Origin of the sequence: Aeromicrobium sp. Root236 (assembly GCF_001428805.1) — a bacterium.
Taxonomy (GTDB): Bacteria; Actinomycetota; Actinomycetes; order Propionibacteriales; family Nocardioidaceae; genus Aeromicrobium.
The window spans coordinates 236,687-258,424 of the sequence record NZ_LMIS01000001.1; the positions used below are offsets into that span (position 1 = coordinate 236,687).

The 21,738-nt window shown below is 69.0% G+C and carries 18 protein-coding genes; 11 read left to right on the plus strand and 7 right to left on the minus strand.

All coding sequences use genetic code 11. The features are described 5' to 3' along the window. Positions 1-7 precede the first annotated feature (7 nt). A complete protein-coding gene (locus tag ASE12_RS01245; RefSeq protein ID WP_157412769.1) occupies positions 8-1,219 on the minus strand; it encodes a polysaccharide biosynthesis protein in 1,212 nt (403 codons plus the stop codon). A gap of 181 nt (positions 1,220-1,400) precedes the next feature. Here ASE12_RS01245 and ASE12_RS01250 point away from each other — a divergent pair, with 181 nt between their 5' ends. From ASE12_RS01250 to rpsA, 4 genes are all read left to right on the plus strand, one after another. Then, positions 1,401-1,940 (plus strand): hypothetical protein, encoded by a 540-nt coding sequence (locus tag ASE12_RS01250; protein ID WP_056395906.1) that lies wholly within the window; start codon positions 1,401-1,403, stop codon positions 1,938-1,940. Then, a complete protein-coding gene (locus ASE12_RS01255) occupies positions 1,937-4,066 on the plus strand; it encodes a hypothetical protein (protein WP_056395910.1) in 2,130 nt (709 codons plus the stop codon). The genes ASE12_RS01250 and ASE12_RS01255 overlap by 4 nt, the downstream gene beginning before the upstream one ends. 88 nt (positions 4,067-4,154) lie before the next feature. Beyond that, positions 4,155-5,411 carry a M18 family aminopeptidase gene (locus ASE12_RS01260; protein ID WP_056395912.1) on the plus strand — a complete coding sequence of 419 codons (1,257 nt, stop codon included), beginning with the start codon at positions 4,155-4,157 and terminating at the stop codon, positions 5,409-5,411. Between the two features lie 206 nt (positions 5,412-5,617). Then, the gene (gene rpsA / locus ASE12_RS01265; protein ID WP_056213433.1) at positions 5,618-7,084 is read left to right on the plus strand and encodes a 30S ribosomal protein S1; all 1,467 of its coding nucleotides are present in this window, start codon (positions 5,618-5,620) and stop codon (positions 7,082-7,084) included. A gap of 65 nt (positions 7,085-7,149) precedes the next feature. Here the strand turns inward: rpsA and ASE12_RS19920 are convergent, their stop codons facing one another. Further along, positions 7,150-7,287: a hypothetical protein gene (locus tag ASE12_RS19920; RefSeq protein WP_157412770.1), complete on the minus strand. Its 138-nt coding sequence runs from the start codon at positions 7,285-7,287 to the stop codon at positions 7,150-7,152. 93 nt (positions 7,288-7,380) lie between these two features. On the opposite strand from ASE12_RS19920, the gene ASE12_RS01270 reads away from it, so the two are divergent. Continuing rightward, the gene (locus ASE12_RS01270) at positions 7,381-8,358 is read left to right on the plus strand and encodes a GlxA family transcriptional regulator (protein WP_056395916.1); all 978 of its coding nucleotides are present in this window, start codon (positions 7,381-7,383) and stop codon (positions 8,356-8,358) included. Positions 8,359-8,404: 46 nt separating this feature from the next. Further along, complete coding sequence (locus ASE12_RS01275; protein ID WP_162255457.1) at positions 8,405-9,448, plus strand: phosphatase PAP2 family protein; 1,044 nt, start codon at positions 8,405-8,407, stop codon at positions 9,446-9,448. Here ASE12_RS01275 and ASE12_RS01280 read toward each other — a convergent pair. Continuing rightward, positions 9,401-10,711, minus strand: a complete 1,311-nt coding sequence (locus ASE12_RS01280) for a class I adenylate-forming enzyme family protein (protein WP_235508813.1) — start codon at positions 10,709-10,711, stop codon at positions 9,401-9,403. The two genes, ASE12_RS01275 and ASE12_RS01280, sit on opposite strands and share 48 nt — an antisense overlap. Positions 10,712-10,847: 136 nt before the next feature. Here ASE12_RS01280 and ASE12_RS01285 point away from each other — a divergent pair, with 136 nt between their 5' ends. Together ASE12_RS01285 and coaE are read left to right on the plus strand one after the other, a co-directional pair. Continuing rightward, positions 10,848-11,678, plus strand: a complete 831-nt coding sequence (locus ASE12_RS01285; RefSeq protein WP_056395923.1) for an SH3 domain-containing protein — start codon at positions 10,848-10,850, stop codon at positions 11,676-11,678. A gap of 6 nt (positions 11,679-11,684) precedes the next feature. Then, positions 11,685-12,287 carry a dephospho-CoA kinase gene (gene coaE / locus ASE12_RS01290; protein WP_056395926.1) on the plus strand — a complete coding sequence of 201 codons (603 nt, stop codon included), beginning with the start codon at positions 11,685-11,687 and terminating at the stop codon, positions 12,285-12,287. On the opposite strand, the gene ASE12_RS01295 is transcribed toward coaE, so the two are convergent. The 3 genes from ASE12_RS01295 to ASE12_RS01305 form a co-directional block, all read right to left on the minus strand. Beyond that, the gene (locus tag ASE12_RS01295; protein WP_082582420.1) at positions 12,284-13,180 is read right to left on the minus strand and encodes an RNA polymerase sigma factor RpoD/SigA; all 897 of its coding nucleotides are present in this window, start codon (positions 13,178-13,180) and stop codon (positions 12,284-12,286) included. The two genes, coaE and ASE12_RS01295, sit on opposite strands and share 4 nt — an antisense overlap. A gap of 153 nt (positions 13,181-13,333) precedes the next feature. Continuing rightward, entirely contained in the window at positions 13,334-15,436 is a 2,103-nt protein-coding gene (locus ASE12_RS01300) for a S9 family peptidase (protein WP_056395933.1), read from the minus strand. Then, positions 15,433-16,737 carry a DNA polymerase IV gene (locus ASE12_RS01305; protein WP_056395936.1) on the minus strand — a complete coding sequence of 435 codons (1,305 nt, stop codon included), beginning with the start codon at positions 16,735-16,737 and terminating at the stop codon, positions 15,433-15,435. The genes ASE12_RS01300 and ASE12_RS01305 overlap by 4 nt, the downstream gene beginning before the upstream one ends. 122 nt (positions 16,738-16,859) lie before the next feature. Here ASE12_RS01305 and ASE12_RS01310 point away from each other — a divergent pair, with 122 nt between their 5' ends. The 3 genes from ASE12_RS01310 (at position 16,860) to ASE12_RS01320 (ending at position 20,918) form a co-directional block, all read left to right on the plus strand. Next, positions 16,860-17,846 carry a DUF4192 domain-containing protein gene (locus tag ASE12_RS01310; protein ID WP_056395938.1) on the plus strand — a complete coding sequence of 329 codons (987 nt, stop codon included), beginning with the start codon at positions 16,860-16,862 and terminating at the stop codon, positions 17,844-17,846. A 9-nt stretch (positions 17,847-17,855) separates the two neighbouring features. Next, complete coding sequence (locus ASE12_RS01315) at positions 17,856-19,334, plus strand: glutamate-cysteine ligase family protein (protein WP_056395941.1); 1,479 nt, start codon at positions 17,856-17,858, stop codon at positions 19,332-19,334. 108 nt (positions 19,335-19,442) lie between these two features. Continuing rightward, positions 19,443-20,918 carry an RNA polymerase sigma factor gene (locus tag ASE12_RS01320; protein ID WP_369797157.1) on the plus strand — a complete coding sequence of 492 codons (1,476 nt, stop codon included), beginning with the start codon at positions 19,443-19,445 and terminating at the stop codon, positions 20,916-20,918. Positions 20,919-20,980: 62 nt separating this feature from the next. Here ASE12_RS01320 and ASE12_RS01325 read toward each other — a convergent pair whose 3' ends face one another. Beyond that, positions 20,981-21,706 carry a hypothetical protein gene (locus tag ASE12_RS01325; RefSeq protein ID WP_056395946.1) on the minus strand — a complete coding sequence of 242 codons (726 nt, stop codon included), beginning with the start codon at positions 21,704-21,706 and terminating at the stop codon, positions 20,981-20,983. Positions 21,707-21,738: the final 32 nt, after the last annotated feature.

A 21,738-nucleotide genomic window follows, 5' to 3' on the forward strand; every position in this document is an offset into this window, starting at 1 on the left:
GGGCCGGCTAGCTCGGCGCCGGGTCCTGGGCGTGGCTCGGGGTGAACACGAACACCACGGCAGCAAGACCCGCGGCGACCAGCGCCACCGTGAGGACGAGGCCGGTGATGCCGACACCCAGGCCGTACGCCGCCGCGAGGACCGCGACCACAGCACCCCAGATCATCACGACGATGCCGTGGGCGTGGCGGGCCAGGGCGTCGAACACGAGCAGGTGCACGATCGCGAGACACGACCCCGCGACCGCGAACAGCCAGAGACGGTTGGTGATGTCGTCGTACTGGTGGCCGCCGACGAGGATCAGGGCGACCCGGGGGAGTGCGGCGGTGGCGAGCACTGCAAGGGTGCCGAAGCCGGCCACGAGCGAGACCGCGCGCAGTCGAGCATGGTGCGTGGTCGCGCGAGCCAGGTCGGGGAACAGCACGACGCTGACGAACTGCGGAAAGAAGAGCGCCGCCTTCGCGAGGATGAGCCCCGAGGCGTACAGGCCGCTCTCATGCTCGTCGAAACGGTTGCGGGCGATCAGTGAGTCGAGGTTGCTGAGCACGAAGTACGCGAGCAGCGCGTGCGTCGAGAACAGGGCCTCCCTGAGCAACGGGCGCCGGCTGATCGTGGTGCCGTTGCCGTGGCCGATCATCAAACGAGCGCCGGCGAGAGCCGGCAGCCAGGAGCCGATCGCGATGCCGATCATCGCGGAGTTGACGCTGGGCGAGATGACCAGCGCGAGCGCTCCTCCGAAGAGACGGCCCAGCCCGTTGCCGACGTAGATCGCGGTGAGCGAACCCCACCGCGCGGTGCCCTGTGCGATGCCGGACTCGGCCCCCATGACCGTCAGCGGTACGAGAGTCGCTCCGCACAGCAGCACGGCCCAGTAGCTGTCGAGCTTGAGCACGGGGGTGAGGACGACCGTCGACGCCGCGACGATCAGGCCGACGGCGGACGCGACGATGACCGTGACCCGGACCGTCGCGTCGATGATCGCGTCCTGGCGGGCGGGGTCCACCGCGAGGCGTCTGGCGGTGACGGCCTGCAGGCCCAGCGATGCCACGGAGCCGACGAGCAGGATGCCGAACAACGCCGTGAGGGCGCCGAACTCCTTGGGCAGCAGGGCGCGCGCTGCGATGACGTTGAAGCCGTAGACGGCGATGTTCATCGTCATCATGCCGGCCGCCACGAGAGTCCCGCCCGTCATCGTCGCGCGCGTGGTCCTCGAAGTCACCTCGACAGCGTACGGAACTCCTGTGGTCACAGCCGCATCAGGCGTGACAACGACGAAAGTGCCGCAAGGTTACGCGGAGATTTCGCGGGTGACCCGCCGACATGGTCAAATACGTCCTGGAGGGAGTCAGCAGCTAGGACTCACGTGCGCTGAGGGGCGCCACCTAGTGCTGCACACAATCATGAATTCACGTGTCATCAAGGGAGCCGTGCTCGCGGTCTTCGGTGCGTTGACGATCGCGTTCGGCCACATGTTCGGCCTGGATCTCGATCAGGTCGCGCTGTTGGGCGTCACGCTCGGCGCCATCATCGGGCTCGTGCCCGACCGCTCGCTGGTCGAGCGACTGCTGGGCTTCGCGGCCGGCTTCGTCATCGCCTACGTCGGTTACGCGTTGCGCGCGGGCGTGCTGCCCGACACCGACACCGCCCAGGCCGTCGCGGTCTTCGGCGTGATCATCATCGCCATGCTGGTCTCGGTCGCCACGGGCAGCCGCGTCCCGCTCTGGGCGATGCTCGTCGGTTGCGCCGCCATGGTCGGCGCCTACGAGCAGACCTATGCCGCGTCGCCGTCGCTGTTCCTCACCGACGCCCCCACCGCCGCCACGACCGTGCTGCTGGCGTCTGCGATGGGTGTCGTGGGCTCGATCCTGCTCGGTGAGGAGGTCGTCGAATCCCGTCATCGCGAAGAGGCGTCCCGTCACCGCGAGGAGGTGTCGGCATGAGGAGCCCCATTCGCCGGCGCAGCGCAGTCCTGGCCATCGGTGTCTTCGGCCTGTCAGCAGGCGCGATGGCTCCCGGAGCCTTCGCCGCCGGCTCCGACGACGACGTCAAGGTGTCCAACACCGAGACGGTCCAGGTCGCGATGGACGCGTCCGGTCACATCGACGCCAAGCGCGTCTACGAGCAGCTCGTGCTGACCGGCAACGGCAAGGTCGACCTCGCCAACCCGATCTCCACCAAGGGCCTGCGCAACCTCGACGGCTTCCGCGGCTACGACGTCAAGGACGGTGCTGTTCACATCAAGACCGATGTCGACGGCACCAAGAAGTACCGCTCGGTGTCGGACTTCACCAAGAAGCTGCCGCTCGACATCAAGGTCACCTACACGCTCGACGGCAAGAAGATGGACCCGTCGGACATCGTCGGGAAGTCCGGCAAGCTCGAGGTCCGCTACGTCGTCACCAACGTCACCGGCACGACCGAGGACGTCCCGTTCACCAACGGTGAGGGCAAGACCGAGACGGCGCCGCAAGAGGTCGTCGTCCCGATGGTCGGCACGCTCGACACGACCCTGCCGTCCAGCTTCACCAAGGTCGTCCCGGACGGCGCCAACGCGGCCGGCGACGGTCGTGGCGGCACGATGCTGTCGTTCACCATGACCCTGATCCCGCCGATCGGGAAGGCCACGGCCGAGATCGGCTACACGGCCCAGGTCAAGGACGCCACGATCCCCAAGGCCGACATCTCGGCACTTCCGGTCAACCCGCTCGAGAACGTCTCGTTCAAGGGTGGTGCCGAGGCGTACAAGGGTGGTGCCGAGACCGGTCAGGACCTGACGGCTGGAGCGACGGAGATCAACGCCAACGTCCTCAAGCTGCGCGACGGCGCGAGCGACCTGCTCGCCGGCATCCTCAAGCTTCGCGATGGCGCGGACCAGCTCAGCTCGGGTCTCAACGGAGAGGCCGTACCAGGGGCCAAGAAGCTCGCTGACGGCTCGAGCCAGCTCGACGCCGGGGCGTCCAAGCTCCAGGACGGCACGGGCAAGCTCTCGGCCGGTGCTGACAAGCTCGACGCAGGCGCGGGCCAGCTCGCCGACGGCCTCGCGGAGGCCAGCGGAGGCGCTCCGGCCCTCCTCGACGGCGTGGCGAAGCTGAAAGCGGGCGCCCAGCAGGTCGACGCCGGGCTCGTGAAGCTGCAGCAGACGGTCGCGGGTGGTGTCGGCAGCCCCGCCGCTGACGGCACGCTCCGCAACGGTGTCGCCAAGCTCATCGGTGGCCTGGGAGGCGTCGACACCGGCCTGGACGGAGTCGACGGTGCCCTGGCCGGGGCGTTGCAGCTCGCCAACAGCCTGGACGACACGGTGCCACAGAAGCCGCAGCTCGTCGGTGCGATCACGGGCGCCAAGAATGGCGTCGCGTCGCTCAAGGGTGCGATCAGTGCGCTGAAGACCGGCGCCGGCAGCCTCGATGGTGGTCTCCAGCAGCTGGCCGGCGGTGTCACCGCGGGTGTCGGTGCACCCTCGACCGACAAGACCCTGCGCAACGGCATCGCGCAGCTCATCGGCGGGCTCGACCAGCTCACCGACAAGGGCGGCGACCTGGTGGCCGGCCTCGACAAGCTGGCCGCAGGCGCCGACCAGCTCTCCGACGGCACCGGTGACCTCAGTGCAGGCGCGGGCGATCTCAATGCGGGTGCCGGTGACCTCAAGGCCGGCACCGGCCAGCTCTCTGCCGGCGCGGGTGACCTCGCGGGTGGTCTCGGTACGGCTGCCGCTGGCTCGGCGAAGCTGGCCGCGGGTCTCGGCACGGCGGCCGAGGGGGCACCGAAGCTGCCCGAGGGTGCTGAGCGACTGTCCAAGGAGGGCACGAGCAAGGTCGTCGAGTCCGGCAAGGAGACGGCGATGGACTTCGGCCAGCGCTACGCGTTGCTGGAGGCCGGTGCCAAGCGCGCTGCCTCGGCGCAGCCGTACGGCAGCCCCGAAGGCGCGACGGCCCTGACGGCGTACAAGTTCGAGATCGCCGGCGAGGACGGCTCTGGCACGGCCAACGTCACGCGCGGCCTCGCCGCGATTGCGCTGATGGTCGCTGCCGGCGGCTTCGCGACGGCTCGCAGGCGCGGCCTGATCTAGGTCGACCGGGACTGTGGCGCCGCGATCTCCAGGGGAGTCGCGGCGCCACTCCGTCCGGCGGGCCGGGGTGTTCTAGGGTGAGATTCCTATGACCGTCGCTCCCGCTGCCGCACTGTGCACCTTCATCGACCGCTCGCCGACTCCGTTCCACGTCTGCGAGACCGTGGCCGCCGAGCTCGAGGCGGCCGGCTACGTCCGCGTCCACGAGCAGGACTCCTGGCCGACCGCCCAAGGGCGGCACTACGTCGTACGCGGCGGGTCCCTCGTCGCCTGGTCGACCGAGGCGAGCACGTCGCCGTCCGACGCGTTCCGTGTCGTGGGCGGACACACCGACAGCCCCAACCTGCGGCTCAAGCAGCATCACGACCTGTCGCCCGAGGGCCTGGGCGTCGTGGCCCTCGAGCCGTACGGCGGGGCGTGGCTCAACTCCTGGCTCGACCGGGATCTCGGCGTCGCGGGCCGTCTGGCGTTGCGCGACGGCACCGAGCGACTGGTCCACATCGACGAGCCGGTGCTCCGTGTGCCGCAGCTCGCGATCCACCTCTCGGCGGAGCGCAAGGGCGTCGAGCTCGATCCCCAGCGGCACCTCAACGCCATCTGGTCGACCGCGCCGGGGGAGTTCCTCGAGCTCGTGGCGGCCCAGGCCGACGTGACGCAGGGCGACATCCTGGGCTTCGAGCTCATGGCGCACGACGCGACGCCCAGCGCGCTGACCGGGGCACGCACCGAGCTCGTCTCGGCGCCGCGGCTCGACAACCAGGTGACCTGCTTCGCCGGGCTCCGGGCGCTGCTCGACGCGTCCGTGGTCGACGGCATCCGCCCCGTGCTGGCCCTGTTCGACCACGAAGAGGTCGGCAGCACGTCGGAGCGCGGCGCCGAGTCGGACCTGCTCGCCACCGTGCTCGAGCGCATCGTGCTCGCCGCAGGCGGCACGCGGGACGACTACCACCGGGCGATCGCCGCGTCCGTCTGCGCGTCGGGCGACATGGCGCACGCGACGCACCCCAACTACGCCGAGCGGCACGAGGCGCTGCACCACATCTCGATCGGCGGGGGACCGGTGCTCAAGGTCAACGTCAACCTCCGCTACGCCACGGACGCTCCGGGAGCTGCGGTGTTCGCCCGCGCCGCCGACCAGGCCGGCGTGCCCCTGCAGCGCTACGAGCACCGTGCCGACCTGCCGTGCGGCTCGACGATCGGTCCGCTGAGCGCCGCCCGTACGGGCATGCTGACGATCGACGTGGGCGCCCCGCAGCTCGCGATGCACTCGGCGCGCGAGCTCATGGGCGCGGCGGACGTCGACACGTACGCCCGTGCGCTCTCGGCGTTCTTGTCGCCCGCCTGACCCGCCTTCCCGTGCAGGACCCCCGTCGCGTACGATTGGACCTGCGCTGATGGCCTGTACGTACCTCGGACAGAGCAGGCCCGTGCTCGTGCCCATGTCGGGCGAAGCCCGCAGATTCTCGGTGGGCACCTCTTCTCGACTCATCACGATCCAAGGGCTGTCAGACGTGCCCGACAATTCCACCCATCCATCGGAGCAACTCCTCTATGTCAAGCAGTCTCGCCACACCCCACGTAGCACCACAGGTCGCCGTCAACGACATCGGCTCTGAGGAAGACTTCCTCGCCGCAATTGACCTCACCATCAAGTACTTCAACGACGGCGACATCGTCGAAGGTGTCATCGTCAAGGTGGACCGTGACGAGGTTCTCCTCGACATCGGCTACAAGACCGAGGGCGTCATCCCCTCCCGCGAACTTTCGATCAAGCACGATGTCGACCCCAACGAGGTCGTCTCCGTCGGCGACAACGTCGAGGCCCTCGTCCTCCAGAAGGAGGACAAGGAAGGCCGCCTCATCCTGTCCAAGAAGCGTGCGCAGTACGAGCGCGCGTGGGGCGACATCGAGAAGATCAAGGCCGAGGACGGCGTGGTCGAGGGCACCGTCATCGAGGTCGTCAAGGGCGGCCTGATCATGGACATCGGTCTGCGCGGCTTCCTGCCGGCTTCGCTGGTCGAGATGCGCCGCGTGCGCGACCTCGATCCCTACATCGGTCAGAAGATCGAGGCCAAGATCATCGAGCTCGACAAGAACCGCAACAACGTGGTCCTGTCGCGCCGTGCCTGGCTCGAGCAGACCCAGTCGGCCGTGCGCCAGAACTTCCTCACCGAGCTCCAGAAGGGGCAGGTCCGCAAGGGCGTCATCTCCTCGATCGTCAACTTCGGTGCGTTCGTGGACCTCGGCGGCGTCGACGGACTCGTCCACGTGTCCGAGCTGTCCTGGAAGCACATCGACCACCCCAACGAGGTCGTCCAGGTCGGCGACGAGGTCACCGTCGAGGTGCTCGACGTCGACATGGACCGCGAGCGTGTCTCGCTGTCGCTCAAGGCGACGCAGGAAGACCCGTGGCAGCACTTCGCCCGTACGCACCAGATCGGCCAGATCGTGCCGGGCAAGGCGACCAAGCTGGTCCCCTTCGGTGCGTTCGTCCGCGTCGAGGAGGGCATCGAGGGCCTCGTGCACATCTCCGAGCTCGCCGAGCGTCACGTCGAGATCCCCGAGCAGGTCGTGCAGATCGGCGACAGCGTCATGGTCAAGATCATCGACATCGACCTCGAGCGTCGCCGCATCTCGCTGTCGCTCAAGCAGGCCAACGAGACCGAGGCCGCAGTCAGCGATGACTTCGACCCGACGCTCTACGGCATGACGTCGTCGTACGACGCCGACGGCAACTACATCTACCCCGAAGGTTTCGATCCCGAGACCGGCGAGTGGCAGGAAGGCTTCGACGAGGCCCGCGCCACGTGGGAGAAGCAGTACGCCGAGGCGCACGAGCGCTGGGAAGCCCACAAGAAGCAGATCGAGGAGGCCGAGAAGGCCGGCATCGAGGCTTCTGAGGCTGCCAACTACTCCTCGGACACCGCAGCCGGTGACGACGCCCCCCAGCAGGAGGGCTCACTGGCCTCGGACGAGGCGCTGCAGGCGCTCCGCGAGAAGCTCACGGGCGGCGAGTAACACCTCCCGCTCAACACAAGAACCCCCGGTCCACGCGGACCGGGGGTTCTTGCGTTGGGAGGGGGTCAGACGAAGCTGTTCGGCGGGAACGAGTCCACGTGGCTGCGCGGACCGGGACGAGTTCCGTACCCGTCTTTCGGGATCAGCACGGCGAGTGCGACCCCGGTGGCGATGACCAGGAGCGTGATCAGGAGGATGAGCATGGCAGTAATTCTCGTCCCGCTGCGTTCCTGCCACCAGTGGCAGGAACGCCAGTATGCGTTGATTTTCTGCCATCCATCTGCGATGCTCGCTGCATGAAGACCGTTGCAGTCGTGGTGCAGGACGGCGCCGAGCCCTTCGGCCTGGGATCCATCTGTGAGGTGTGGGCCGAGCCCTATCACCCCGAGGACGACAACCCGGTGTTCGACTTCCGCGTGTGCACGCCGCGGCCCGGCCGGGTGCGCGGACGGGCCGGCTTCGATCTGCACGTCGAGCACGGCCTCGACGCGATCGAGGACGCCGACCTGGTCTGCTTCTCGCCCAAGCACGAGTACCTCGACTTCGACCCTCTGGTGCTCGATGCCGCCCGCGAGACGTACGAGCGCGGTGCGCTGGTCTACGCCCACTGCTCGGCGGCCTTCATGCTCGCGGAGGCCGGCCTGCTCGATGGCCGCGAGTGCACGACCCACTGGCGCTACACGGATCGCATGGCGCGGATGTACCCCAAGGCGATCGTCCGGCCCGACGTCCTCTACGTCCAGGAGGACAACATCATGACCGGTGCCGGCTCCGCCGCCGGCATCGACGCCTCGCTGCACATCATGCGGCAGATGTACGGCGCCAAGGTCGCGACGACGACGGCTCGCCGCATCGTCGTGCCGCCGCACCGCGACGGCGGACAGGCCCAGTTCATCCGTACGCCGATGGGCCAGACCGAGGCCGACACGCTCGCGCCGCTGCTGGCGTGGGCCAGCGACCACCTCGACGAGCCGCTCTCGGTCGAGAAGCTGGCGGCCCAGGCGCACATGTCGCCGCGTACGTTCGCGCGCCGGTTCCGCGACGAGACGGGCACGACGCCGCTCCAGTGGCTGACGAGCCAGCGACTCGCGAACGCCGAGGAGCTGCTCGAGAACTCGGCCCTGTCGGTCGAGCAGATCGCCTCGCGGGTGGGCTTCGGCAACGCAGCCACCCTGCGCCACCACTTCTCGACCGCCCGGGGGACCACCCCTCAGCTGTACCGCAAGACCTTCACCTGCGTGGACGAGCCCGACCGCGTCGATGAAGCCGTCTGACCGCCCGATCCCGGCCCTGGTACGACGCGAGCGATACAGTCTGACCGTGCGCAGATCCGGTTTGGAGTTCAGCTCCGCGCTTGCGGTGGCGACTCTCGTCGCAGCTCTCGTGATGGCGCAGTCCCTCAATCTCGGGTTCCACGACCCTGACGGCTCGGTCGGGCCGACCTTCGTGTTGCTGCCGCTGATCGTCCTGCTGGCCCTCGTCCTCGACGTGGTCCCGCGTGCCGTCCTGCGCGCCCAGTCGTGGCGCGCGGTCCGCGGTGCGATCGCCCAGGTCTGGCGCGAGCGGTGGCCGGCGACCAACCTGCGGTTCATGGTGATCGGCCTCATCGGCTGGTACGTCACGTATGCGTCGGTGCGCAACCTCAAGGGCTTCGTGCCGTTCGCCAACCACGAGCTCTACGACCACGACCTGTCCCGGATCGATCGCGCGATGTTCGGCGGCCACCAGCCCGCGGTGGTGCTGCACGACCTCCTCGGCACGACGGTCGCGGCGCACGTCCTGTCGTTCTTCTACATCGTCTGGATCGTCGCGCTCCCGGCCTCGCTCGCCGTGGCACTGGTGTGGGCCCGCCGCGACCGCATCAGCTCGTGGTGGGTCACCGCGGTGTCGGTCGACTGGGTCATCGGGGTCGCTCTCAACTTCGCGCTGCCGACTCTCGGCCCGATCTACGACCGCCCCGGCGACTTCAGCGGTCTGGCCGACACCTCGACCACGGCCCTGCAGCAGTCGATGTGGACCGAGCGCCTCCAGGTCCTCGCGGACCCGGCGCACACCAACACGGTCCAGAACATCGCCGCGTTCGCGTCGCTGCACGTCGCGATCGCCACCACGGCCTGTCTCGTCGCCCAGCGCGCCGGGCTGCACCGGGCCGTCGTGTGGGGGCTGCGTGCGTTCCTCGGCATCACCATGGTGGCCACGGTCTACTTCGGCTGGCACTACGTCTCCGACGTCCTCGCCGGCCTGCTGCTCGGCTTCGTCGGTGCGTGGGTGGGCGAGAAGTTCGCTGCGCCGGACCAGGTCGCCGAGCCCGAGGCCTCAGAGCTCAGTACGGCGGACCTTGCCGGTCGCAGTACGCGGCAGTGATGCAACCCGCTCGTACGTCTTCGGTCGCTTGGGCGGCGCGAGGCGTTCGGCCGCGAGTGCCCGCAGCGTCTCCTCGGTGACGTCGCCGACGTACACGGCGCACACCCGTTGGCCCCAGTCCGGGTCGTCGCGACCGAACACCGCGAGGTCGACCAGGCCGTCCGCGTCCTCCAGGGCGGCCTCGACCTCAGCGGGGTAGACGTTCACGCCGCCGCTGATGATCAGGTCCTCGCGCCTGGAGTCGAGGTACACGTAGCCGTCCTCGACGCGGCCCAGGTCACCGACCGTGAATGCCGGCCCGTCGGGTGTCTCCTTCCAGACGGCCTGTGTCTTCTCGGGGGCGTTCCAGTACGTGAACCGGGCCCACTCGGGCACGGCGCACCACAGCTGTCCGTCGTCGTCGGCGGACACGACGCGGCCCGGCCTCGATCGCCCGACGGTGCCGGGGCGAGCGATCCATTCCGGCGCCGGGCACGCGGTGAACTGCCCCTCCGTCGAGCCGTAGAACTCCCAGACGACGTCGACCCCGAACGTGTCGTGCGCACGTCGGCGTACGGGCTCGGGGCACGGCGCTCCCGCGTGCGCGACGAGACGGAACGACGAGGCGTCGAGCGTGGCGTCGTGCTCGTCGAGCCATGCGAACAGCCTCTGGAGGTGGGCCGGCACGCAGAACATCGAGGTGGGACGCAGGTCGGCCACGGCCTGGACGAATGCCTGCGGCTCGAATGCCGGCAGGACCGCGATCGAGCCGCCGGCGAGCAGCGTGCCCATCGCGAACCGCAACGGCGCCGAGTGATAGATCGGGGACACCACCAGGTCGAGATCGCCGGGCGCGAAGCCCCACAGGTCGCGTTCCTCAGACACGAGCGCGGCTGCGTGCTCGGGTGACAGCGCACCTGACCAGACGCCTTTGGGCTTCCCTGTGGTGCCGGAGGTGAAGTGCATCGGCCGGCAGCGCGGCCAGTCGTCGAGCTCGACCGCGTCGCCGCCGAGCAGCGCCGCGAGGCCGGCTGCGTCGTCGATGACCGTCGCCGGCTGGACGTCGCGGATGATCGCGTCACGTTCGTACGCCGTGAGCCTGGGGTCCAGCGGGACCGGGACGATGCCCGTCCTTGCCGCGCCGAGGACGACGTTCACGTAGTCGGCGGAGCCCGGGACGCTGAGCACGACCCGGTCGCCCGCACGGGCGCCGCCGGCGAGCAACGCCCCGGCGACCCGGCGTTGGGCGGACTCGCTCTCGGCGGCAGTGAGGACGTCGGGCACCCGGAACCTTCCACATCGTGAGACATCAGTCACGCCGGTCAGCGGGGATGTGGGCATCCGATGTGAACCGACGCACAAAGTATGCTTCACTCGAACGCTGAGTCAGACTTTCGTCTACGCACTAGGTGGTCCATCCGTGGCAGATCTTCGCCACCGGCATGCTCGCAAGGCGCCCCGTCGCCTGCACATCTCTCGCGCGATCCTCCCGACCGCCGGCCTGCTCACCCTGGCTGCGGCCGGCGCACTGGTGGTCGCGCACGACGGCACCGCGCCCGCCGCGGCAACCGCGCAGCCCAAGCAGGACCTGTTCGCGGTGTCCGCGGCCGAGAAGTCGACGGCGGTCAGCCGCAGCGCCGAGCGCGCCCCGCTGACCAACGAAGCCGCCGCCGAGGCCAAGGTCACCGGCACCCGCTACGCCGTCGCCGCGCTCGAGGTGCACGCCGCGGCCAAGAGCTCGTCGCCGGTCCTCGCCAAGGTCGCCTCCGGCGAGACCGTCGACATCACCGGCGTCAAGCAGGGCGCATGGGCCCAGATCATCCACAAGGGCCTGCCACGGTGGGTCGAGGCCAAGAGCCTGGTCAAGGAGATGCCGCTCGGCACCTCCCCGTGTGCGTCGGGCTCCGCGTCCGAGCGCGGCCTGCAGCCGGACACGATCAAGGTCCATCGCGCCGTGTGCGCGAAGTTCCCCTCGATCGTCCGCTACGGCGGCGTCTCGGGCCGTGGTGAGCACGCCACCGGGCAGGCGCTCGACATCATGGTCGGCAACGGCAACCCCCTCGGCTACAAGGTCGCGGCGTTCCTTCAGGAGCACCGTGCCGAGCTCGGCATCGAGTACCTCATCTGGCACCAGCACATCTGGCGCCCCGCCACGTCAGGCGCCTGGCGCAGCATGTCGGATCGTGGCAGCCCCACGGCCAACCACATGGACCACGTGCACGTCACCACCTACGGCAACGCCGCGGGCTAGGCGTACGTGCTGAGGGTCGGGCTCACCGGCGGGATCGGATCCGGCAAGAGCACCGTCAGTGCACTGCTGGCTGACCATGGTGCCGTCGTCATCGACTACGACCTGCTCGCGCGGGAGGCTGTCGAGCCGGGCAGCCCGGGCCTCGAGGCGATAGCGCAGCGGTTCGGCTCCGGAGTCATCGCCGCCGACGGCAGCCTCGACCGGCCGGCGCTCGCTGCGATCGTGTTCGCCGATCCGGCGGCGCTGACCGACCTCAACGCGATCACGCACCCCGCGATCTGGGAGCTGGCCGCCGCACGCGAGGCCGCCGCAGGTCCTGACGCGATCGTCGTGCACGACAACCCGTTGTTGGTCGAGATGGGCGCGGCGCAGCATTGCGACGTCGTCGTGGTCGTCGACGTGCCCGAGGACGTCCAGATCGCTCGGTTGATCGACACGCGAGGGATGTCGGACAGCGAGGCGCGCGCCCGCATCGCCGCGCAGGCCTCCAGACAACAAAGGACCGGCGTCGCCGATCTGGTGATCGACAACACCGGTCCGTTGGACGAGCTCGCCCGAATCGTCGGGGGCACGTGGGACGAGCTCGTGTCCAGGGCGGCCTCGGCCTAGGCGGCGAGGTCCGGATCCGCGATGCGCCGCAGCGTCGCCAGCGCCTCACGCTCGAGCTGACGTACGCGCTCGGCCGAGATGCCGTGCCGCTTGCCGATGTCGGCGAGCTTCTGCTGGCGACCGTCGAGCAGGCCATAGCGCGCTCGGACGATGTCAGCCTCACGATCGCCGAGATGATCGACCAGGGTCGAGATCAGGTGCCGCGACTCGTCGTCGAGCACCGCGAAGTCGGGTCCGGGCTGCGTCTCGCGGGCGATCAGGTCACCCAGCGAGGTGTCGCCGTCCTCGTCGACGGGGGAGTCGAGGCTGACGTGGTCACGTCCCCACGACATCAGGTCGATGACGCGATCGACGTCCATGCCGAGCTCGAGGGCGATCTCCTGCGGCTCCGGGTCGTAGCCGAGCTGGCGCTCCAGGTTGCGGCGCGCGGCCGTCACCTGGTTGAGCTCCTCGACCACGTGCACCGGAAGGCGTACGACACGGGCCTGCTGCGCGATGCCACGGGTGATCGCCTGGCGTACCCACCACGTGGCGTACGTCGAGAACTTGAACCCCTTGGCGTAGTCGAACTTCTCGACGGCGCGGATCAGGCCGGTGTTGCCCTCCTGGACCAGGTCGAGCATCGGCATCGCCGAACGCCCGTACTTGCGGGCGATCGAGACGACGAGGCGCAGGTTGGCCTGGATGAACTCCTGGACCGCCCGGTCTCCCTCGTCGGCGAGCCATTGCAGCTCTTCCTCGGTCGCGAACTTGGGCGCGCCGCCCTTGCGACGGCCCACGCGGCCCTCCTCGAGGAGATGTCGGGCGAACAGCCCGGCCTCCACGGTCTTGCTGAGCTCGACCTCGCGCTCGGCATCGAGCAGGGGAGTGCGGGCAATCTCGGCCAGGTACATGCCGACGCTGTCCTTGCCCTCGATGTTGGTGTTGCCGTTTCGTGCGCTCACCGTGCGCCTCCCATCAGTGTCTGTACTGATCAGAACGCTTTCGGTACCCCAAGGATTCCGCTCTCAGTCGCTTCTTAGGAGCGCCGTGCTAACGGCGACCTCTCAGCCAGCTGCAGCGGTCGCCCGGTCGATGATCCAGGCGAGCTCCCAGGCCCGTTCCTTCCACGAGGCGTAGCGGCCGCTGACACCGCCGTGACCGGCGTGCATCTCGGTCTTCAGCAGGATCGGGGCGTCACCGGTCGCCGTCGCGCGCAGCCGGGCGACCCACTTGGCCGGCTCGACGTACATGACCCGGGTGTCGTGCAGGCTCGTCACCGCCAGGATCGCCGGATAGGGATGCGCGCCGACGTTCTCGTAGGGCGTGTAGGACTTCATGTAGGCGTAGACCTCGGGGTCCTCGAGCGGGTTGCCCCACTCGTCCCACTCGATGACCGTGAGCGGCAGGCTCGGGTCGAGGATCGTGGTGAGCGCGTCGACGAACGGGACGCTCGCCACGATGCCGGCGAACGCGTCGGGGGCGAGGTTGGCGACGGCGCCCATCAGCAGGCCTCCGGCGCTGCCGCCCTCGGCGATCAACCGGTCAGCCGACGTCCAGCCCTCGGCAACGAGGTGCCGGGCACTCGCGACGAAGTCGGTGAACGTGTTGCGCTTGTGCAGCATCTTGCCGTCGTCGTACCAGTGGCGACCGAGCTCGCCGCCGCCGCGCACGTGAGCGATCGCGAACACGAAGCCGCGGTCGAGCAGCGAGAGGCGCATGACCGAGAAGCCGGGATCCATGCTGGCCTCGTAGGCGCCGTAGCCGTAGATCAGCCCGGGTGCGGAGCCGTCACGAGGCGTGTCCTTGCGGCAGACGACCGAGACCGGAACGCGAATGCCGTCGTCTGCGACGGCCCAGGTGCGGTGCTGCTCATACTCCTCGGGGTCGTAGCCGCCGAGGACGGGAGCCTGCTTGCGCAGGATCAGCTCGTCGGTCGCGACGACGTAGTCGTAGATCGAGGCCGGGGTGATGAACGAGCCGACGCCGACGCGGATCAGCGGCTGGTCCCACTCGGCGTTGGCGCCCACACCACTGGTGAAGAGCTCCTCGCCGAAGTCGATCTCGCTGAGCGGGCCGACGCCGTCCGCGCCCAGCGCCATGATGCCGATGCGGGACAGGGCGTCGCGGCGGTAGGACACCACGATCTGCTGGGCGAACACGTCGACGTCCTCGAGCCGGGTCTCGTCGCTGCCGGGGATGATGACCGTGCGGGCGCTGGGATCGTCGACGCGTACGGCCGCGAGCTCGAAGTTGAGCGCGTCGTCGTTGTGCAGCACGAGGAAGTGGTCCTCGCCACCGATCACAGCGTGCTCGAGCGAGTACTCGACGCCGTCACGGCGGGGGAGCACGACGCGGAACTCACCTTCAGGGTTGTCGGCCTCGAGCACGCGCACCTCGCTCGTGACCTTGGACGACAGGCCGATGACCAGGAAGCGCTCGGACTGGGTGCGCCCGACGCCGATGAAGTAGCGCTCATCGGGCTCCTCGAGGACCAGCACGTCGTCTCCGGTCGAGCCCAGCTCGTGCCGCCACACGCGGTGAGGGCGCCAGGCCTCGTCGACCGTCGTGTAGAAGAGGTGCGTGCCACCGGCCGACCAGGTCGCCCCGCCGCTCGTCGCGGCGATCTCGTCGGGCAGCACCTCGCCGGTCCGGAGGTCCTTGACGCGGATCGTGTAGCGCTCGTCGCCCTGGGTGTCGACGGACCATGCGAGGAGGCTCTCGTCGTCGCTGACGCTGAACGCGCCGAGGGAGAAGAACTCGTGCCCCTCGGCCTCGACGTTGGAGTCCAGCAGGATCTCCTCGCCGGGGACCTCGGCTCCGGCCTCGAGCACGGGCGGGTTCCAGTCGTCGGCGTCGTCGATCGGGCAGCGGCAGCGGATGGCGTACTGCTGACCCTCGACCGTACGGGCGTAGTACCACCACTTGCCGCGGCGTACGGGGACGGACAGGTCGGTCTCGAGGGTTCGTGCCTTGATCTCGTCGAAGATCTGCTGGCGCAGGGGCTCGAGGTGGGCCGTGGCGGCGTCCGTGTGGGCGTTCTCGGCCTCGAGGTAGGCCAGCGTCGCCGGGTCCTCCTTGTCGCGCATCCACTCGTAGTCGTCGACGAAGTCGTCCCCGTGGTGACTGCGGGTGATCGGGCGGCGCTCTGCGACAGGTGGCACGTTCATGTGTTGAACGTACCGGTGTGGCCCGCGCCGAGTGCCGGGTCGTCCGCCAAGAAGGTGTGGACCGGGCCGGGCGGTGTCCAGCGCGTCTCGAAGCGGACCGTGACGCGGCCTAGCCCGGAGCCCCAGACCCACCCGTCACCGTGCTGGTCGTGGTGCACGTCCATGCCCGGGTACCACCGGGTGGGACGTGCCACGGTCTCCTCGACGACCTCCTCGTCGAGGTCGTCGTCCTCGTCGGTCGCGAAGAGGTCGTCCTGGACCCAGTCGGCGAGCCCGCTCACGCCGACGCCGAGCAGCCGCAGCCCGTTGCTGATGTCCTCGCCGGCCAGCAGCCCGCGAGCTGTCGTGGCGAGGAGGCGTGCGTTGTCGGTGGGGTTGGACAGCGTCGTGGACCGGGTGTGGGTCTCGAAGTCGTGATGGCGCATCTTGAGCGTCACGGTGCGGCCCGACAACCCGTTCTTGCGCAGCCGGCCGGACACCGAGCGGGCCATGCGCTCGATGATCGACTCGAGCTGGACGCGGTCCGAGATGTCCTGCTCGAACGTGTCCTCGACGCTCACGGACTTGGTCTCGCGCGAAGCCATGACGGGCCGGTCGTCGTCGGCCCACGCCATGCGATGCAGCGAACGTCCCGAGGACTGACCGAGGAGGCGTACGAGCTCGTCCTCGCTGGGCGCGCGCAGGTCCTCGACCGTGAGGATGCCGACCCGGCGAAGGCGCTCGGCGGTCGCCGGCCCGACACCCGGGATGACCGTGGCCTGCATGGGACCGAGGACGTCGGCCTCCGTGCCGGGCTCGACGACGAACACGCCGTCGGGCTTGTTGATCTCGCTGGCGATCTTGGCCATCAGCTTGGACGACGCGACCCCGACCGACGCGGTGAGCCCTCCGGTGAGCTCGGAGATGTCAGCGCGGATCGCGGCGACAGTCTCCTCGACCCGATCGGGATCGAACGCCGGCCCCGCACCCAGGTCGACGAACGCCTCGTCGAGCGACAGCGGCTCGATGACCTCGGTCTCCTCGCGCAGTCGTTCCATCACGATCCGGCTGGCCTCGCGATAGGCGTCGAAGCGGCCGCCCAGGAACGCCGCGTGCGGGCAACGTGCGCGCGCCTCGGCCGTACGCATCGCGGATCGGACGCCGTGCACCCGCGCCTCGTATGAAGCGGTGGCGACGACGCCGCGAGGCCCGATGCCGCCCACGATGACCGGACGGCCCCGCAGCGAGGGCTTGTCGCGCTGCTCGACCGAGGCGAAGAACGCGTCCAGGTCCAGGTGCATGATCGACGCCGTGGACCGCATGCGCCCAGTCTCTCGCGTGGCTCGGACACATCCCGTCCACATGGTGATGGTGTCGGCGCCGGGATCCACAGGGGCCTTCATACGTGTGGCTCGGGCATGCCGCCCGCCGGGAGCGTGGTGGCATGACGCAGACGCCCTCGGTCTACACGGCCCACGACATCCCCGACCTGCTCAACACGTTGCCGACGCTGTTCGGCTTCCGGCCGCAGGAGTCCTTGGTGGCTGTGGCGACGCGCGGGCCGAGACGCCGTTTCGGGTTCCGCCTGCGCGTCGACATCCCGGCACCCGAGAGCGTCGACGACCTGGCCGGGATCGTGGTCGGTCATCTCGCCAACCACGGCGCCGAGGGCGCCATCCTTCTCGCCGTGACACAGCAACAGGAGACGGCCCGCGACCTGCTCGCCGCGATCGAGCGGCGGCTGCCGCCGATCGCCGTGATCGTCGCGGCTCGTGCCGACGGCGAGCGCTACTGGTCGGACGAGCCGGGCTTCCCGGCCGAAGGCATCGCCTACGAGACCTCCGACCACCACCTCGCGGTGGTCCAGGCGATCGCTGCAGGGCAGCAGATCCTGCCTGACCGCCAGGCGTTGGTCGATCGCTTCGCCGCGGTGCAGGGGCCGCGCCGGACCTGGATGGAGCGTGCGGCCGACGAGGTCCTCCGTGACGTCGTCTCGCTCGTCGCCCGCACGCCTGACAGCCAGCTCGCCGCTGCAGGCATGCAGCAGGTCCAGCCGATCCTCGATCGAGGACTGGCTGGGGAGCGGCTCACCGACGAGGACATCGCCCGGTTCTCGACATGGATGTCCAGCATCGTGGTCCGGGACGAGGTGTGGGGCCAGATCACGGCGGAGACCGCCGATGCCATGCTCGCGTTCCTGTCCCTCGTCTCGCGCAGCGTCGTGCCACCCTTCGAGTCGGCGGTCCTGAGCCTGACCGCCTTCGCTGCCTGGCTCACCGGCGACGGCGCACAGTCCCTCATCGCGGTCGAGCGCGCCCTCGACGCCGACCCGTCGTACTCCATGGCGAGGCTCATCCTCCAGATGCTGGAGGGTGGTGTCTCCCCGGCTCACTGGTTCGCTCTCCAAGCCGCCAAGCCTGTGTCGCCCTAGGCTGTCGTCATGGGACAGGACGTGGACGCACGTGAGTTCAGCCGCGAGGACCGCACGCGCTACCGCGCGAAGGTGCGCCGGTGTCTCGATGTCTTCGCCCGCATGCTCAGCGAGCACGACCTCTCGTTCGAGCACACCCATGTCGGCATCGAGATCGAGTTCAACCTGGTCGACGACCAGGGCGATCCGGCGCTCAAGAACGCCGAGGCGCTCGACGCGATCGCCGACGAGGACTTCCAGACCGAGCTCGGCCTGTTCAACATCGAGATCAACGTGCCTCCGGCGCGCATCGAGGGCACGGGCCTCGACGTGCTCCAGGCGACGCTGCGCGACGACCTCAACGTCGCGCAGGCCAAGGCCTCGGAGGTCGGCGCGCACCTCTTGATGATCGGCATCCTCCCGACGTTGCAGGAGGGCCACTTCAGCCGGGACGTCATCTCGGCCAATCCGCGCTATCACCTGTTGTCCGAGCAGATCCTCAACGCCAGGGGCGAGGACATCGAGATCGTGATCGACGGCGTCGACCGCCTCGACACCACGGCTGACACGATCATTCCCGAGGCAGCATGCACCAGCACCCAGCTGCACCTCCAGGTCGAGCCCGACGAGTTCGCGCCGATGTGGAACGCCGCGCAGGCGATCGCCGCCGTGCAGGTGGCGGTCGGCGCCAACTCACCGTTCCTGCTCGGTCAGCAGCTGTGGCACGAGACCCGCATCGCGCTGTTCGAGCAGGCCACCGACACCCGCAGCGAGGAGCTCAAGGCCCAGGGCGTACGTCCGCGGGTGTTCTTCGGCGAGCGGTGGATCACGTCGGTCTTCGACCTGTTCGAGGAGAACGTCAGGTACTTCCCGGCCCTGCTCCCGATCGTCGACGACGAGGACCCGCTGGCCGAGCTCGAGGCCGGGCGAGTGCCCAACCTGCCCGAGCTGCGCCTGCACAACGGCACGATCTACCGCTGGAACCGGCCGATCTACGACGTCGCGGACGGCAGGCCACACCTCCGCATCGAGAACCGCCTCCTCCCGGCGGGCCCCACCGTGGTCGACACGATGGCCAACGCCGCGCTCTTCTACGGGCTCGTCAAGGTCCTGGGCACGAGCGACCGGCCCGTCTGGTCGCAGCTGTCGTTCCGCGCCGCCGAGGACAACTTCCACCAGGCCGCCAGGGCCGGCATCGACACCGACATCTATTGGCCGGCGGTCGGCACGGTGTCGGCGCGCGAGCTCGTCCTGCGTCAGCTGCTGCCGCTGGCCCATGCCGGCCTCGAGGAGATGGACGTCGACGCCTCGGTGCGCGACCGCCTGCTGGGGATCATCGAGCAGCGCTGCATCACCGGCCGCAACGGCGCCACGTGGCTGATCGACGAGTTCAGTCATCACGTCGCGTCGTCGAGCGATCGCGCGGCCGCGATGCGGGCGACGACGCGTGCCTACGAGGAGCACATGCACCAGGGTGACCCGGTTCACACGTGGCCGACACGGTCCTGAGAGGACCCTGAGATGTCAGGGGTTGGCTGGTCGTGGCACACTGGAGTCAGAGGTTGACCACAGGCCTCATTGTTGCGCCCATCTACCGCTTGTGAGGTTGACGTGCCGGTGAATCCCGCAGCAGGATCGCCGATCCGAGCCGTCAAGAAGCTTCTCGGTGGGGCCAAGCAAGAGGCTGTGGACGACGCCCGCAAGGCCCCGGCCAAGAAGGCACCCAGCACGACCGCACCACGCAAGACGGCAGCCAAGAAGGCCGCCACCACGACCCCGGCCAAGAAGGCCACGACACCGTCCCGTTCCCCGGCCAAGACAGAAGCGACAGTGACCAAGACCGCATCCAGCACCACCGCCAAGAAGACCGCTGCGAAGAAGGCTCCGGCCAAGAAGGCCCCCGCCAAGAAGGCAGCTCCCAAGAAGGGCGTCGAGCCTCAGGACGAGGAGTCGAAGATTCCCGCGGGCATCGACCTGGCCGATGCCCTCGAGGTGCCGCCCGTTGGCGACGGCACCGTGATGGTCGACGCGCAGGGCAAGAAGATCCTTCCGGACATTCCCGACGAGGAGTTCGAGAAGGACCTCGCGACGGACCCGACGCTCAAGGAGGACGAGCAGTCGTCCTTCACGATCTCGGCGGCCGACGAGAGCGACGAGCCGGTCCAGCAGGTCATGGTCGCCGGCGCCACCGCGGACCCGGTCAAGGACTACCTCAAGCAGATCGGCAAGGTCTCGCTGCTGACCGCCGGCCAGGAGGTCGAGCTCGCCAAGCGCATCGAGGCCGGCCTGTTCGCCGAGGAGAAGCTCGCCAAGGGCGGGCGCATCTCGGCCAAGATGCTCGAAGAGCTCGAGTGGATCACGATCGACGGCCGCCGTGCCAAGAACCACCTGCTCGAGGCCAACCTGCGTCTCGTCGTGTCGCTGGCCAAGCGCTACACGGGTCGCGGCATGCTGTTCCTCGACCTGATCCAGGAGGGCAACCTCGGCCTGATCCGCGCGGTCGAGAAGTTCGACTACACCAAGGGCTTCAAGTTCTCGACCTACGCGACGTGGTGGATCCGCCAGGCGATCACCCGCGCGATGGCCGACCAGGCCCGCACGATCCGCATCCCGGTCCACATGGTCGAGGTCATCAACAAGCTCGCACGTGTCCAGCGGCAGATGCTGCAGGACCTCGGCCGCGAGCCCACCCCCGAAGAGCTCGCGATCGAGCTCGACATGACGCCCGAGAAGGTCGTCGAGGTCCAGAAGTACGGCCGCGAGCCGATCAGCCTCCACACGCCCCTGGGCGAGGACGGCGACTCGGAGTTCGGTGACCTGATCGAGGACTCCGAGGCGATCGTCCCGGCCGACGCCGTGTCGTTCACGCTCCTGCAGGAGCAGCTGCACGCCGTCCTCGACACACTCTCCGAGCGCGAGTCCGGCGTCGTCTCGATGCGGTTCGGCCTGACCGACGGCCAGCCCAAGACGCTCGACGAGATCGGCAAGGTCTACGGCGTCACGCGCGAGCGCATCCGTCAGATCGAGTCCAAGACCATGAGCAAGCTGCGGCACCCGTCGCGCTCGCAGGTCCTGCGCGACTACCTCGACTGAGCGTCCCCGAGATCGCGAACGCCCCCTCTCCCGGCTGGGAGAGGGGGCGTCTCACGTCGTCGTCAGTTGTGGGCGAGCCAGGGGGTCAGCTGTCCGACCCGCAGGAGGTCCCGCGTGCCGGCACCGTAGTAGGTCGGGTTGACCGGATCGAGGTAGAAGCTGTCGGTCGGCTCGGCGGCGATGCGCGCCTGCGCCTTGGCCAGCTTCGACATCGAGGTGATCACCGGGCTGCCGTCGTAGTAGAACGAGGCGGCGCTCAGTCGCACGTACGAGGGGTTGTCGAGGCACGCACGGGGGATGTAGAGCTGCAGGAACCCGTCGACGCCGGTCTTGCTCGAGCCCCGGAGGCGGTTGGTGCTGGATTCCGTGTAGCAACCCTCTGCATCGAGAGGCAGGATTTCGCCGGCCGGGAACACGGCCCCGACAACCTCGCCCTCGAGCCCGGGGGCCGCGAAGAACTGGAAGTCGTCGTCGAGGCCGCCGTTGACCCGGATGTTGCCACCCACCGAGGAGCCCACCGCGAGCCGGTGCAGGTTGATGCGGATCGAGACGAAGTCCTTGCCGTGGTTGACCGCCAAGTTGTTCACGTCGATGTTGCCGGACGCGAGGCGCTGCGCGTACGTGCCCTTGGACGCGAGCGTGGTGGGGGAGTCGGGACTGTCGGTGATCAGGACGTCGTAACGCTTGTCGTCGACGTTGGCCGAGTCGGCCATGGCGGTCGCGGCGGAGCCGACCAGGACCGCTGAAGCGGCCGCGGCGACCAAGGCCACGCGGATGGTGGGACGCATCGGAGTTCCTTCCGAGATGGGAGTGTGCCTCG